The sequence below is a fragment of the Streptomyces sp. NPDC035033 genome, from assembly GCF_040636735.1.
In the GTDB taxonomy this organism is placed as follows: domain Bacteria; phylum Actinomycetota; class Actinomycetes; order Streptomycetales; family Streptomycetaceae; genus Streptomyces.
Genome location: NZ_JBEZUZ010000042.1, coordinates 1 through 14,496, shown reverse-complemented (window position 1 = coordinate 14,496; position 14,496 = coordinate 1). Strand labels below are relative to the sequence as shown.

Below are 14,496 nucleotides of genomic sequence, written 5' to 3'. Positions count from 1 at the left end.
CGGGGCGGGCGCCGTGGCGTCAGCGCTGGAGCGTCAGCAGTCCCGGCCGGTAGGGCCACTGGCCGTAGTCGCCGCCGGAGGCGGGGTCGCGTCCCTGGTAGAGGAAGCGCAGGTTGCAGGGGTCGACCGTGAAGGTCTGGTCGGCGCTGGTGCGGATGAGCTCCCCGTGGCTGATGTCGTTGGTCCAGGTGGCGCCGCTGTTGGCCTTGCCGGCGAAGGGGTTGCTCTCGGTGGCGGCCTGGGGCGTCCAGGTGCCGTTCAGACTGGTGGCCGTGAACGAGCGGAAGTAGCGGCCCTGGGAGCCGATCGCCTCGACGATCATGAGGTAGCGGTTCTGGCCCTGGAGCTTGTAGACCTGCGGGGCCTCGAACAGGTTGTTCGTCGTGTCGCTCATGATCGTCGTGTACGACGAGCCGAAGCTGCCCGGGAAGTTCCCGATCGGCATGCTCGCCCGGTAGATCTTGCCGTTGTCACCGGCGAAGAACAGGTACATGTGCGTGTCGTCGGCGATCAGCGTCTGGTCGATCGGGCCCGTTCCTGAGCCGGTGATCGATCCGGAGAAGAGCTCCTGCTCCGCCGACCAGCCGTTCGGGTCGGTCGGGTCGGTCGACGTCCGGTACGAGAAGGCGGTCCTGCCCCACTGGTAGGCGAGCACCCAGATGTTCTTCGGCGCGAAGTAGAAGAGGGTGGGGGCGACGACGGACGTCGACATCGTGTTCTGGGACGCCGAGGCCATCTCGGACCAGTTGGTGAACGGGCTGAAGTTCATCGAGCCCCAGCCCGCGCCCGTGCCCGCGGCGCCGTGCGTCGTCGCGTAGACGAGGTGCCGCCCGTTGTGGGGGGCGACGGTGAAGTCCTTCAGCGAGGCCCATCCGGCCTTGGGCTGCGCCAGCGCGCCCGTCGACGACCAGCGGTACGTCGAGGGAAGGGCGCAGGTGCCGGGGGTGCCGCCGCCGGCGACCTTGACGAGCTGCCACTGCTGGTTGGCGCCGCCCCAGTCGTCGTACTGGACGACGTTGGCGCCGTCGGCGGTGGAGGCGCCCTGGACTTCGAGGGCCTTGCCGCTGTGGCGGGCGACGAGCCGGACGTGGCCGTCCGGGCTGTCGGCGAGCCGCCACTGCTGGTTGGTGCCGTTCAGGTCGGTCCACTGGACCACCGCGCCGCCGTTGGCGGTGGAGAGGTTGTGGACGTCCAGGACCTTGCCGGAGTGGCGGGACTTGACGCGGTAGTAGCCGTCGCCGGAGGCGACGAACTGCCACTGCTGCTGGTTCTGGTCGTTCCTGGTCCACTGGGTGATGCGGGCGCCGTCGCCGGTCGCGAGGTTGTGGACGTCCAGGGCCTTGCCGCTGTTGCGGTTGACCAGGACGTACCAGGCGTTGGTGTCGACGGTCGCCGCGGCGGCGGGCGGGGCCGTGAGGAGGGTGGCCCCGAGCAGCAGGGACGACAGGACCGCGAGGACGAGCCCCAGGACCAGGGGTGGGCGGCGAAATCTCATCAGGAGAGCTCCTTCGGGGGATGGGGGTGGGACGGGGGAACGGGGTAGGGGTGGAGGCGGCCGCACATGCCGAAGCGCGGTTCCGCGGGGCGCTCCAGTCGCGCGACCGCGCCGTGGTCGAGGTGGGAGAGGTCTCCCGTCCTCAGCGCCGCCAGCTGGCCGCCGGTCGCGAGGGCCGCGGCCAGCGGGCCGTCGCGCCAGCGGACCCACCAGGCGTCGAGGAGCTCGCGCTTCAGGCGGTGGGCCGCGGCGTGGAACTCCCGGAGCCCGCCCTCGCGCAGCAGCAGGAAGCCTTCGAGGGCCAGGTCGCGGCGGCGGCGCGCCGCCGCCGCGTGGTCCCCGGTCAGGACGGCCGCCGCCCGGTAGGCGTCGGGGTCGGCGAGGACGGGGGCGGGGAAGGTGAAGACGGCGTCGCCGGCCTCGGGGAGCCCGCTGTTCTGCATGAGCACCACGAGGCGCAGGCCGCCGGTGTTGACGAGGCGGTGGATCGTGCCGGGGGTGAACCAGACGACGTCGCCGGGGCGCAGCGGGGTGTCGGCGTAGCCGCTCGTGGTGAGGGTCTGGACGCTGCCCGTGCCCTCGATGACGAGGTACGCCTCCGAGCAGACGAGGTGCATGTGGGGGGTGCCTCCGCACAGGCCGTCGGCGGCCTCCCAGTCGTACACGGTCAGGCCGGAGACGCCCACGCCGCCGGGGAGCGGTGTCACCACGGGTGCTCCATGACGTGACGGGCCAGGCGCTCGGGGGTCCAGGCGCCGTCGGCGACGACGATCCGGTAGCGGCGCGCCAGGGTGTGGCCGGGGGCCAGCGGCAGTTCCTCGTCGAAGGCCAGGGACGGGTTGACGGCGGGGATGGGCTCGCTGCGGACGAACCAGCGGCCGGGGGCGTCCGGATCGTCGTGGAACAGGAGCGTGGAGGCGCGGTCGACCTCGTCGTGGGTGCCGACGAAGGCCAGCCAGTCGCCCTTCTCCCCCATCGCGGGGCCGATCACCCGGCCGCCGGTGAAGTCGCGCGGTCCGCGCCAGAACAGGCCGGAGTATCCGGCGAGTTCCCTGCCCTGGGTGCCGGGGCTGCCGAAGGTCAGGGCGGTGTCGTGGACGTTGGTGAGCGCGGTGGTGATCTCCAGGGTCCAGGAGTCGGTCTCGACGTCGCGCGCGGTCAGGGTGCGGCGCTCGTCGATCCAGTGCTCCCCCGTCATCGTGTGCCAGGCGAGGTCCTCGGTGATCACGGCGCGGCCGTGGCCGGTCTCGGCGGACGGGCCGAGGCTGCGCATCGTGCCGAGGTTCGGCAGGTCGACGTAGCCCCGGCCCCGCAGGTAGGTCCCGCCGCCCCAGAAGTTCTGGCCCGACACCCAGGACGCCGTGAGCTGGATGCCCTTGTGCCAGCGGTGGTCGTGCGGCCGGTAGCCGGTGACCGCGTCGCCGGCGAGCGTGCGCACCGGATGCAGGTAGGGCTTGGGCGCCTCGAAGGGGTCCATGACCGGCCGGTGCACATAGCGGAAGAGGTCGACCCCGCGCGTCCGGACGGTCAGCGAGTCCTCTTCCCGGCGGAGTTCGAACGTCATCGGAACACCTCCGGGCGTCCCCCGTGGAGCGAGCCGTAGAACGGGTCGGCGGTGTCGATCTCGCCGCGCCGGACCGGCAGGCCGGTGATGGCGGCCTTGTACAGGGCGGTGACCAGTTCCATCGTGGGCCGGCCGAGGTCGGGCCGGAGCCCCTTCTCGTAGCCGTCGAGGAAGGCCGCGAGCTGGGCGGTGTGCGAGCTGGGCAGGTCGTCCGGCGGTTCCCACGTCGCGCCGGGCGACCTGGCGGTGAACGTCCAGTCCGCGTTGGAGTAGCCGTAGAGGTGGCGCAGTTCGACGGTGGCGTCGGTGAGGTCGAAGCGCAGGTAGCTCTCCTCGCGCGGGGACAGGACGCTGTTGACGACCGTGGCGAGGGCTCCGTTCTCGAAGCGGACCAGGGCCGCGGAGACGTCCTCGGTCTGGACGTCGCGGTCGAGGCGGCCGGCCATCGCGCGGACCTCGGCCCACGGGCCGAGCACGTCCAGCATCAGGTCCATCTGGTGGATGCCGTGGCCGAGGGTCGGGCCGCCGCCCTCGCTCCGCCAGGTGCCGCGCCAGGGCACGTCGTAGTAGGCGTCGTCGCGGTACCACGCCGTGACGCACTGGGCGACCAGCGGACGGCCCAGGGTTCCGGCGGCGATCCGCTCGCGCAGGTGCCGCGCCCCCGAGCCGTACCTGTGCTGGAACACCGCGCCCGCGGCGGCGGGGCCCTCGGCGGCCTGGATCCGGTCGAGCTCGGCCAGCGACAGGGCCACCGGCTTCTCGCACCACACCCATGCCCCCGACTCCAGGCAGGCCACGGCCTGTTCGGCGTGGAGGAACGGCGGTGTGCACAGGTGGACGACGTCGGGGCGCTGCTCCCGGAGCATGGTGCGCAGGTCGGTGTGGACGGCGGGGATGCCGTGCTCGGCCGCGAAGTCCTCGGCGCGCAGGGCGTCGACGTCGACGGCCGCCACGATCTCGACGCGGTGCGCCTGGGCCCGGAGGGCGGGGACGTGGCAGATGCCGGCGATCCCTCCCGTTCCGACGATGGCGGTCCTGATCATCCGCCGAGCACCTTCCTGATCGCGTGGTAGGCGGGCTTGGGCGCCAGGTTCTCGTCGTAGGGCAGTGCGGCGCCCTCGCCGGGGAAGACGGAGGGGATCCACGAGTACTTGTCCGTGTAGTCCCAGACGGTGACCCCGACGCACTTCTCGACCTCCAGGCATGCCTTGACGTAGTCGGCGTACCAGGCGGCCTGGGTGGCGAGCTTCTCGGGGGTCGCCGGGAGCTCCATCCGGATGTCGAGCTCGGTGACCGCGACGTCGACGCCGAGGTCGGCGAAGCGCTGGATGTTCTCCTTGATGCCGGCGGGGTAGCCGTACTGGAGTGCCAGGTGGCCCTGGAGGCCGAAGCCCTCGATCGGGACGCCGTCGGCCTTCAGCCGCTTGATGAGCTCGTAGTAGGCGTCGCTCTTGGCGTTGATGCCGTCGACGTTGTAGTCGTTGAGGTAGAGCTTGGCGTGCGGGTCGGCCTCGTGGGCCCAGCGCAGGGCGTCGGCGATGTAGCCGGGGCCGAGCGTCTTGTAGAAGACGGACTCGCGGTAGGTGCCGTCCTCGTTGAACGCCTCGTTGACGACGTCCCAGTGGATGACCTGGCCCTTGTAGTGCCGGGCGACGGTCTGGATGTGGTTCTTGAGGACGGGGCGCAGTTCCTCGGCGGTCCAGCTGCGCTCGGTGAGCCAGGCGGGGAGCTGGCTGTGCCAGACGAGGGTGTGGCCGCGGACCTTCTGGTGGTGGGCCTTGGCGAAGGCCACGACCTCGTCGCCGGCGGTGAAGTCGAAGACACCGGGCTGGGGTTCGGTGGCGTACCACTTCATGGCGTTGCCGGGGGTGGTCTGTCCGAACTCGCTGCCGAGGAGCTTCAGATAGGCGGTGTCGGTGAATTCGGGGTTGTCGGTGGCGGAGCCGAAGTACTTGTGGTGCTTCTTGGCGAGTTCGCCGAGCGTTCTGGGCTTGGGCTCGGCGCTCGCGGGGGCGGCGGCGAGGCCGGCCGCGACGCAGACGGCGGCGGAGAGGGCGACGAGATGCCGGGACAGGGACACGGGTGGCTCCTCGGGGGTTGGGGGGGTCAGTCGAGGACGATGGTGGTCAGCGCGCGCGGGGCGAGCGTGGCCGTGAGGGTGGTGCCGTGGACGGAGGCCACGTCGGCCGGGGTGATCGAGCGGGTCTCGTCGGTCACGTACGCGTCGGGGTGCCGGTCGTGTCCGCCGCGCAGGGTGAAGGCGGCGGAGGTCCCGGTGGTCGCGGTGTTGAGGATCTCGATGACGCGGCTGCCGTCGGCGTTGCGGAAGGCGGTGACCTGGAGGGCCGGGTCGGCGTGCGTGACCGGGACGCGGACGGCGCCGGGGCGGATGAAGCGGCTGAAGGCGGCCAGGGCCCAGTACCGCTTGGACACCCGGTAGTCGTCACCGGGATTGGCTAGCTGGATGAGTCCGCGGGTGGCGCCGAGGGAGGCGCCGGTCCAGTAGACGTAGGCGTTGGCATTGCCGGTGGTGAGGGTGGTCTGGATGTCGGCGGCGACGCTGAGGCCGTCGTAGCCGCTGCCGTCGTCCCAGTTCTCGTTCCAGGTGGTGCCGTCGGGCGACCATTCCGACATCCACACGTGCTTGTCGGTGGGCTGCGGGACCGTGGTGGGGCCGCTGTAGCGGTGGCCGGTGACGGTCCGTACGGCCTTGTCGGCCTCGGGGTCGGCCTCGATGGCCTCGGTGTAGGCGACCTGCCGGTCCCAGCCGGCGGCGTCGCAGCAGACCAGTTCCGTCTTCAGTCCGGAGGCGCGGACGGTCGGTCCGAGCACCTTGAGGAAGTCGACGGCCTGCTGCGGGGTGAAGCGCATCGAGGCGTAGGTGGCCGTCCAGTCGGGTTCGTTGGTGAATCCCAGGTCGGTGATCCGGATGCCCTCCCGCTCGTAGAACTTGGCGTACTGGACGAGGTAGTTCGCGTAGGCCTGGCGCCATTCGGGCCGGAGCTCGCCGCCGTCGTTCTCGCTGTTGTTGGTCTTCATGAAGGCCGGGGCGCTCCAGGCGTCGGCGAAGAACCGTTCGACGCCGTACTTCTTGGCCTCCTTGGCGAGCCAGACCTGGCCGCCGTCCCAGCCGTCCCAGACGTATTTCGGGGTGGCGTCGGGGCCGCCGGGGTCGGTCGGGAGGATGGTCGGCATGTGGTCGTAGACCCGGTCGGTCGAGGACCCGATGCCGAGGCGGAGGATGGACAGGCCGGCGCCCTTCTCCTTGCTGAGGAGCAGGTCGAGCACCTCGCGCCGCTTGGCGGGGCCGAGGCCGCGGGCGCCGTGCAGCAGGTCGGCCCGCTGGAAGGCCATGGAGAAGCCGAATCCGTCGATGGGCTGGAGCCGGGCGCGGAAGTCGACGGCGGCCCGGGCGGGGGCGGCGGGATCGGCCGCGGCCTGTGTTGTGAGCGCTAACAATACGACGGCCGTCAGCGCGGTCAGACGTTTCACGAGGTCTCCTCGGGTGAGGGGGTGAGGGAGGGGTCAGCCCTTGGTGGCGCCCGCGGTGAGGCCGCCGATCAGCTGCCGCTCGGCGACGGCGTAGAAGGCGAGGGCGGGGACCATGGCGAGCACGATGTAGGCGAGGACGAGCGCGTAGTCGGTCGAGTACTGGCCCTGGAACTGCTGCACGCCGACGGGGATCGTCTGCCACTTCGGGTCGTTGAAGACCAGGAGCGGAAGGAAGAAGTTGTTCCAGCTCGCGACGATCGCCAGCACCGAGACGGTGCCCAGGGCCGGGCGCGCCATCGGCAGCAGGATCTTCCAGAAGAAGCGGAGCTTGCCGCAGCCGTCCATGACGGCGGCCTCCTCGATCTCCGCCGGGATCGTCCGGAAGAAGCCGCGCAGGATGATGATGGTCATGGGGAGCCCGAAGGCCGCCTGCGGGAGGATCACTCCGAGCGGGTTGTCGAGCAGCCCGAAGGTGCGCAGCATCAGGAAGAGCGGCAGGACGGCCACCGCGAACGGGAACATGAGCCCGATCGTGAAGAGTCCGTAGAACAGTTCCCTGCCCCGGAAGGCGTAGCGGGCCAGGACGAACGCCGCCATCGCGGAGGCCGCCACCGTGAAGAACGTCGTGCCGATGGCGATGCCGGCGCTGTTGGCGATCTGCCGCCAGAACATCCCGTCGCCGAGGATGCCGGTGTAGTTGCCGATCTTCCACTCCTCCGGCAGCCCGAACGGGTTGCTGGTGAGCTCGCCGGTGCTCTTGAACCCGGAGAGCACCGCGTAGATCAGCGGGACGGCGACGAAGGCGCCGATCAGCCAGATCACCGTGTGCAGGGAGAGGCCGCGTGCCGTCCGGCGGGCGTTCACCGGGCGCCTCCGGAGGTGACGGCCCCGCTCAGGTCACGGCGGAGCACATAGCGCTGGTAGAAGAGGGAGAAGACCAGGCTGATCATGAACAGCACCACGCTGATGGCGCTGGCGTAGCCGACCTGGTAGCGCTTGAACCCGAACTGGAACATCGCGATCGCCATCGTCTCGGAAGAGTGGTTGGGCCCGCCCGCGGTCATGACCCAGACGAGGTCGAAGAGCTGGATGGAGCCGATGACCGAGAGGAAGACGCTGATCCGGATCGTCGGGCCGAGCAGCGGCAGCGTCACGTGCCGGAAGCGCTGCCAGGCGCCGGCGCCGTCGATGGAGGCGGCCTCCAGGACCTCGGCCGGGATGCCCTGCAGTCCGGCGAGGAAGAGCATCATGTGGAAGCCGAAGTACTTCCAGATCATGACCACGAAGAGGGTCGGCATGACCGTCGAGGGATCGGCGAGCCACCTGCCCTGCAACCCCTCCAGGCCCAGGAGGCCGGCGAGGTGGTCGGCCATGCCGGAGCCGGGCAGGAAGACCATCGTGAAGAGGACCGCCGTGACGACCTCGGACAGGATGTACGGGGCGAAGAACAGCATCCGGTAGACGGCCCGGCCGCGCAGCCGCTGGTTGAGCAGGACCGCGGTGAACAGGGCGAACGGCAGCTGCACCGTGACCGACAGGACGATCAGGTACAGCCCGCGGCCCAGGTCGCCGAGGAAGACCTGGTCCTCGAAGAGCCGGGTGTAGTTCCCGAAGCCGACGAAGTCGTCCATGGGGCCGATCCCGCCCCACTTGAAGAAGCCGGTGAAGACGGCGACGACGATCGGGGCGAGGACGAAGACGAGGAAGAGGACCAGGGCCGGGACGAGGAACCAGGCGACCGAGGCCCACTCCCGCCACCCGCGCGGCAGCGACCCGACCGGGGCGGGCGGGCGGCGCACCGGCACGGCGTCCTCGGTCCGCTCCTTCGTCAGGGTGGGCACGGAGCTAGGCACTCTTCGCAGCCTCGGTGATCGACGCGGTGACCTGCTCGGGCGTCTTCTTGCCCGCGATCAGGTCGGCGACGCTGTCGTTGACCTCCTGGCCGACGGCCGGCGGATACGCCTGGTCGAGGAAGAGCTGGAAGCCCGTCGCCTTCACCAGGCTCTCGGCCACCACCTTCTTGTTGGCGTCGGTGAGCCGGCTCTCCGCGCCCTTGACCACCGGCAGGTAGCCGTTGGAGGCCAGCAGCTTGGACTCGTTCTCCAGGACGAAGAACTTCAGGAAGTCCAGCGCCTCCTTGGGGGCTCCCTTGCGCAGGGCGAAGCCGCCGCCACCGCCGAACACCTCGGTGACCTTCCCGACGCCCCCGCCGACCGTCGGGAAGGGGAAGAAGCCCAGGTCCGCCCCGAGGTCGGCGCCCGCGTCCTTCTGCACCGACGGACCCCATTGGCCCATCAGCTCCATGGCGGCCTTGCCGTTGCCCATGGTCGCGGCCTGCCCGCCGGGGGTGGCGTAGCCGGCGCCGAGGAAGGCGGGCTGGAAGGGCTGGAGGTCGACGAGCTCCTTGAGGTGGACGCCTGCCTGGACGAAACCCTCGCCGGTGAAGTCCTTGGTGGTGGCGGCCTGTTGCAGCGCGGGGAGGCCGGCGACGCGCATCGCGAGGTAGGCCCAGTAGTAGTGGCCGGGCCACTTCTCCTTGCCCGCGAGGGCGATCGGGGTGATGCCCGCCGCCTTCAGTTTCCTGACGTCGTCGAGGAGTTCGGCCCAGGTGGTCGGCGGGGCGGTGATCCCGGCCTCGGCGAAGAGCTTCTTGTTGTACCAGAAGCCGACCATGCCGATGTCGTACGGCACCCCGTAGGTCCGGCCCTCGAACTGGTAGGCCTGCAACGAGACCGGGGTGAGCTCGGACGACCAGTCGAGCAGGTCGGTGAGGTCCTCGACGAGGCCCGCGTCGACCTGCTGCCGCAGCACGCCGCCGCCCCAGGTCTGGAAGACGTCGGGGAGCTTCCCCGACGACGTGGTGGCGGTCAGCTTGGACTTGAACGCCTCGTTCTCCAATGAGGTCGTGTTGATCACGACGTTCGGGTGGGCGGACGTGAACGCCGAGGAGATCTGCGGGAAGAGGGACTTGCCGGGTTCCGTGGTGGCGATGTTCCACCAGGCGAAGGACACCTTGCCGTCGGCCGCCGGCCCGCCGCCGGATCCGCCGGCCCCGCAGGCCGTGGCCAGGGAGGCGGACAGGGCGGTCAAGCCCGTGAGCGCCAGGAAGCTTCGTCGGCTCGGGAGGGTGTGGGCCATGGGACCTCCGGGGTGGGGAATGCCGGGGCGGACGCGCCCGAAAATTTTTCGAAATACTCTCGAATTCTGCGCTGCCACAAACTAGGAACGTGAGGCTTATCGGTCAAGACCTCGCGCCAATTTATTTGCGGGCAGCGGCTGTTCGCAGGGTTGACAAGCACGTCGGGCCGCCCGGAAACTCGTCGAAAGTTTGCGATACCTGTCGTCGGCCGAAGGCATCCGCGCAGAGGAGAGAAGTTGAGCGAGCAGCGCCCGACCCTGGCCGTCATCGCCGCGGCGGCGGGGGTGTCCCAGGCCACCGTGTCCAAGGTGATCAACGGCCGCTCCGATGTCGCGCCCTCGACCCGCGAACGGATCGAGGGCCTTTTGCACACGCACAACTACCTGCCGCCCGGCAGGCAGGGCAGGGCCCGCAGATCGGGTCTCGTCGACCTGATCATCGGCGGTCTGGACAGCGCGTGGGCGGTGGAGATCCTGCGCGGCGTCGAGGCCGAGTGCGCCCATCGGACCGTCGGCACCGTGGTGTCGCTCGTCCCGCCGGGCGAGGCGGCGCCGTCCAGTTGGACCGCGCTGCCGGCCCTGCATCGCAGCGACGGCGTCATCCTCGTCACCGCCTCGGTCACCCAGGCCCAGCGGGCCCAGGTCGAACGGGCCGGGGCGGCGCTGGTCGTCATCGACCCGATCGACATGCCGGGCAACGGCGTGCCGAGCGTCGGAGCGACCAACTGGGCCGGCGGCCTCGCCGCCACCGAGCACCTGCTGGAGCTGGGACACCGCCGGATCGCCACGATCGGCGGGCGCAAGGAGATGCTCTGCAGCCAGGCCCGCATCGACGGGTACCGGGCCGCCCTGGAGCGGGCCGGGATCGAGGTCGACCGCGGCCTGATCCGGTACGGCGACTTCCAGCACGAGGGCGGATTCCGGTGCGCCCGGGAACTGCTCGCCCTCCCCGACCCGCCGACCGCCGTCTTCGCCGGCAGCGACCAACAGGCGATGGGCGTCTACGAGGCCGCCCGGCAGGCCGGGCTGAGGATTCCGCAGGACCTCAGCGTGGTCGGCTTCGACGACCTGCCGATGTGCGACTGGCTGTCACCGCCGCTGACGACGGTGCGCCAGCCGCTGGAGGAGATGGGCCGGGTCGCCGCTCGCACCCTGTTCCAACTGCTGGACGGCCAGCCCCTGGTCAGCCCCCGGATGGAGCTCTCGACCGAGCTCAAGGTCCGGCTCTCCACCGCCCCGCCCCGCCTCTAGGAGCCCTCCTTGACCGAGCCCCGGCGCGTCCCCCTCCCGCCGCCCGCCTCCGCGGGCCGCTCCGGCACTCCGTACGCCCGCGCACGTCCTCCGGCGGCCGGTCCGGTGCCGTCCGTGCCGGTCGACGGCGCCCCGGCCTCATGAGCACGCCGTTCGGCGATCCCGTGCTGCCCGGGTTCCGGCCCGACCCCTCCGTCTGCCGGGTGGGGCCGGACTACTACCTGGTGACGTCCAGCTTCGAGTGGTTCCCGGGCCTTCCCGTCTTCCACAGCCGCGATCTCACGCACTGGCGGCGTCTCGGCTCCGCGCTGGACCGGCCGTCCCAGCTCGACCTCGACGGATGCGGGCCCTCGCGCGGCCTGTTCGCGCCGACGATCCGGCACCACGCCGGGGTCTTCCACCTCGTCTGCACGCTGATGGACGGGCCCGGCCACTTCGTCGTCACGGCGACGGACCCGGCGGGACCGTGGTCGGAGCCGTACTGGCTGGAGGGCGAGGGGTTCGACCCGTCGCTGTTCTTCGACGACGGGCCCGACGGGGACGGCCGGGCCTGGTTCACCGCCGCCCGCGTCCTGGACGAGGCCGCCGGCCGCACCGAGATCTGGATGCGCGAGTACCTTCCCCGCGAGCGGCGGCTCACGGGACCCGAGTACGTCCTGTGGTCGGGCAGCCGGCCGGGGGCCCGCTGGTCGGAGGCCCCGCACCTCTACAAGGTCGGCTGCTCCTACCTGCTGCTCACCGCGGAGGGCGGCACCGGAGCCGGCCACAGCGTCGTGGCCGCCCGGGCGGACCGGGTGACCGGCCCCTACCGGGGCGACCCCGGCAACCCGGTGCTCCCTCCCGCCGAGGGCCCGGTCACCTGCACCGGGCACGCCGACCTCGTCCAGACCCCGTCCGGCGACTGGCGGGCCGTGCTCCTGGGCGTCCGCCCGGGCTCCGCCCTCGGCCGCGAGACCTTCCTCAGCCGGGTCACCTGGGACGGCGGCCGGCCGGTCTTCTCCCCCGTCGGCCACACCGGGGACCGCCGCCCCCTCCACGACGACTTCGCCACCCTCTCCCCGGAGTGGAGCACCCTGCGCACGCCCCGCGCCCCGTTCTGGAGCACCGGCGACGGGCTCCACCTCCGGCTCCTCCCCGGGCGGCTCGGCGAGCGCACCGCCCTCTCCCTCCTGGTCCGCCCCCAGGAGCAGCCCGACTGCGACGCCTCCACCGCCCTGCACTTCACCCCCGCCGCGCCGGGCGAAGAGGCCGGCCTCGCCGTCGTCCTCGACGACGACGCCCACCTGCTGCTCCTCCGCACCGCGGGAGGAGTCGTCCTCCGCCGCGGGCCCGCCGTCCTGGCCCGCGCCCCCCCTCCCCCCGGGCCCCGTGCGTCTGGGGGTCCGCGTCCGCGGCTTCCACCACGCCTTCGCCTACGCGACGGCCGACGGCGCCTGGCACGACCTGGCCGCCGTCGAAGCCGCCTTCCTCGCCCCGCTGTTCACCGGCGTCCAGCTCGGCGTCTACGCCACGTCCCACGGCCGCCCGTCCGCCAACAGCGCCCGCTTCCCGTGGTTCGACCTCACGTATCCGCCTCCGCGGAATTCATCGGGGCGGTAGCGGCGCCGGCGGGCGGCATATTCGCGTGCGCGTTTCCGGCATCGGACGATTCGGGCCGGTCCTGGATTCACTGGGCCCTCCGCAGCGAAATGTTTCGCATCCTCGGAACTTCGAAACATCTTCGAAACTATTGACATGCACATGGCGAATTTTTCACACTGATTCCAGAGGCGGCTCGACTTCTTCGCCGCCGCACCACGGTGCCGGTCCCGCGAATTCCTCGCGTTCTGACGGAACGCGCCCTTTCCCATGGGCGCGGACGTCGCGGACAGGAATTCCTTCCGCCGTGTTCGAACCATTCCGCGAATTCCCTCCTGGAGGTCCAGCGATGCGTTCACCCACTCTTTCCCCGTCCAGTGCCCGCCGGAGGATCGGCGGCCTGGGCGCGGCGCTGATCGTCGGCGTCCTCGGCTCCGCCGCCGTACTGGTCGCTCCCCCGGCCTCGCAGGCCGCCGAGAGCACCCTCGGCAGCGCGGCGGCGCAGAGCGGCCGGTACTTCGGCACCGCCATCGCCTCGGGCAAGCTCGGCGACTCGGCCTACACGACGATCGCGAACCGCGAGTTCAACTCGGTGACCGCCGAGAACGAGATGAAGATCGACGCCACCGAGCCCCAGCAGGGCCGGTTCGACTTCACCGCCGGCGACCGCGTCTACAACTGGGCGGTGCAGAACGGCAAGCAGGTCCGCGGCCACACCCTCGCCTGGCACTCCCAGCAGCCCGGCTGGATGCAGAACCTCAGCGGCAGCGCGCTCCGCCAGGCCATGAACAACCACATCACCGGCGTGATGACCCACTACAAGGGCAAGATCGCCCAGTGGGACGTCGTGAACGAGGCGTTCGCCGACGGCACTTCGGGCGCCCGGCGCGACTCGAACCTGCAGCGCACCGGCAACGACTGGATCGAGGTCGCGTTCCGCACCGCGCGCGCCGCCGACCCGGCCGCCAAGCTCTGCTACAACGACTACAACGTGGAGAACTGGACCTGGGCCAAGACCCAGGCCATGTACGCCATGGTGAAGGACTTCAAGCAGCGCGGCGTGCCCATCGACTGCGTCGGCTTCCAGTCGCACTTCAACAGCGACAGCCCCTACAACTCCAACTTCCGCACCACCCTCCAGAACTTCGCCGCCCTCGGCGTCGACGTGGCCGTCACCGAGCTCGACATCCAGGGCGCCTCGGGCACGACCTACGCCAACGTGACCAACGACTGCCTGGCCGTCCCGCGCTGCCTCGGCATCACCGTCTGGGGGGTGCGCGACACCGACTCCTGGCGCGCCGAGCACACGCCGCTGCTGTTCAACGGCGACGGCAGCAAGAAGCCCGCGTACACCTCCGTCCTCAACGCGCTCAACGCCGGCTCCTCCAACCCCAACCCCACGCCGACCCCCACGCCGACCCCCTCCCCCGGCTCCGGCCCGATCAAGGGCGTCGCCTCCGGCCGCTGCGTGGACGTGCCCGGCGCCGTCACCACCGACGGCACCCAGGTCCAGCTGTGGGACTGCAACGGCCGCACCAACCAGCAGTGGACCCACACCGCCGCGGGTGAGCTCAGGGTCTACGGCGACAAGTGCCTGGACGCCGCCGGCACCGGCAACGGCGCCAAGGTGCAGATCTACAGCTGCTGGGGCGGCGACAACCAGAAGTGGCGGCTCAACTCCGACGGATCCATCGTCGGCGTCCAGTCCGGCCTCTGCCTCGACGCCGCCGCGAGCGGCACCGCCAACGGCACGCCGGTCCAGCTGTACTCGTGCTGGAACGGCGCCAACCAGCGGTGGACGCGCGGCTGATCCGGCCCGCTGACATCCGCACCAGGGAGGGGAGCCAGGATGATCCTGGCTCCCCTCCGCGCGCTCAGGCGCGAGCCGGGTTGCCGTAGTACGCATCCGGGCCGTGTTTGCGGGTGAAGTGGCGGTCCAGGAGGTGCCGCGGGGGCTCCACCTCGCCCAGGGCGAGGG

General features: G+C 71.0%; 12 protein-coding genes and 2 pseudogenes. 4 read left to right on the top strand and 10 right to left on the bottom strand.

Features of this window, described 5'->3' with window-relative positions; translation table 11 throughout:
* Positions 1–19 precede the first annotated feature (19 nt).
* The 9 genes from AB0E83_RS18780 to AB0E83_RS18740 form a co-directional block, all read right to left on the bottom strand.
* On the bottom strand, positions 20–1,495 hold the full coding sequence (locus AB0E83_RS18780) for a non-reducing end alpha-L-arabinofuranosidase family hydrolase (protein ID WP_362112486.1): 1,476 nt from the start codon (positions 1,493–1,495) through the stop codon (positions 20–22).
* On the bottom strand, positions 1,495–2,202 hold the full coding sequence (locus tag AB0E83_RS18775) for a cupin domain-containing protein (protein ID WP_362112617.1): 708 nt from the start codon (positions 2,200–2,202) through the stop codon (positions 1,495–1,497). The genes AB0E83_RS18780 and AB0E83_RS18775 overlap by 1 nt, the downstream gene beginning before the upstream one ends.
* Positions 2,199–3,059, bottom strand: a complete 861-nt coding sequence (locus AB0E83_RS18770) for a PmoA family protein (protein WP_362112483.1) — start codon at positions 3,057–3,059, stop codon at positions 2,199–2,201. Before AB0E83_RS18770 ends, AB0E83_RS18775 begins: the two co-directional genes overlap by 4 nt.
* A complete protein-coding gene (locus AB0E83_RS18765) occupies positions 3,056–4,102 on the bottom strand; it encodes a Gfo/Idh/MocA family oxidoreductase (protein ID WP_362112481.1) in 1,047 nt (348 codons plus the stop codon). The genes AB0E83_RS18770 and AB0E83_RS18765 overlap by 4 nt, the downstream gene beginning before the upstream one ends.
* Positions 4,099–5,139, bottom strand: a complete 1,041-nt coding sequence (locus AB0E83_RS18760; protein WP_362112479.1) for an endo-1,4-beta-xylanase — start codon at positions 5,137–5,139, stop codon at positions 4,099–4,101. The genes AB0E83_RS18765 and AB0E83_RS18760 overlap by 4 nt, the downstream gene beginning before the upstream one ends.
* Before the next feature lie 26 nt (positions 5,140–5,165).
* Positions 5,166–6,551: a glycoside hydrolase gene (locus tag AB0E83_RS18755; protein ID WP_362112476.1), complete on the bottom strand. Its 1,386-nt coding sequence runs from the start codon at positions 6,549–6,551 to the stop codon at positions 5,166–5,168.
* Positions 6,552–6,584: 33 nt separating this feature from the next.
* A complete protein-coding gene (locus AB0E83_RS18750) occupies positions 6,585–7,415 on the bottom strand; it encodes a carbohydrate ABC transporter permease (RefSeq protein WP_362112473.1) in 831 nt (276 codons plus the stop codon).
* Positions 7,412–8,320 carry a sugar ABC transporter permease gene (locus tag AB0E83_RS18745; protein WP_362112614.1) on the bottom strand — a complete coding sequence of 303 codons (909 nt, stop codon included), beginning with the start codon at positions 8,318–8,320 and terminating at the stop codon, positions 7,412–7,414. The genes AB0E83_RS18750 and AB0E83_RS18745 overlap by 4 nt, the downstream gene beginning before the upstream one ends.
* Before the next feature lie 76 nt (positions 8,321–8,396).
* Positions 8,397–9,689: an extracellular solute-binding protein gene (locus AB0E83_RS18740; protein ID WP_362112470.1), complete on the bottom strand. Its 1,293-nt coding sequence runs from the start codon at positions 9,687–9,689 to the stop codon at positions 8,397–8,399.
* A gap of 237 nt (positions 9,690–9,926) precedes the next feature.
* Between AB0E83_RS18740 and AB0E83_RS18735 the strand changes: the two genes are divergently transcribed.
* The 4 genes and pseudogenes from AB0E83_RS18735 (at position 9,927) to AB0E83_RS18720 (ending at position 14,328) form a co-directional block, all read left to right on the top strand.
* On the top strand, positions 9,927–10,940 hold the full coding sequence (locus AB0E83_RS18735) for a LacI family DNA-binding transcriptional regulator (protein ID WP_362112467.1): 1,014 nt from the start codon (positions 9,927–9,929) through the stop codon (positions 10,938–10,940).
* Between the two features lie 140 nt (positions 10,941–11,080).
* Positions 11,081–12,181 (top strand): annotated as a pseudogene (locus AB0E83_RS18730) (family 43 glycosylhydrolase); the annotation flags it as partial.
* Positions 12,182–12,308: 127 nt separating this feature from the next.
* On the top strand, positions 12,309–12,539 hold the full coding sequence (locus AB0E83_RS18725; RefSeq protein ID WP_362112611.1) for a hypothetical protein: 231 nt from the start codon (positions 12,309–12,311) through the stop codon (positions 12,537–12,539).
* Between the two features lie 328 nt (positions 12,540–12,867).
* Positions 12,868–14,328 (top strand): endo-1,4-beta-xylanase, encoded by a 1,461-nt coding sequence (locus AB0E83_RS18720; RefSeq protein ID WP_362112464.1) that lies wholly within the window; start codon positions 12,868–12,870, stop codon positions 14,326–14,328.
* A 64-nt stretch (positions 14,329–14,392) separates the two neighbouring features.
* Here AB0E83_RS18720 and araD read toward each other — a convergent pair.
* Positions 14,393–14,496 (bottom strand): annotated as a pseudogene (araD, locus tag AB0E83_RS18715) (L-ribulose-5-phosphate 4-epimerase); the annotation flags it as partial.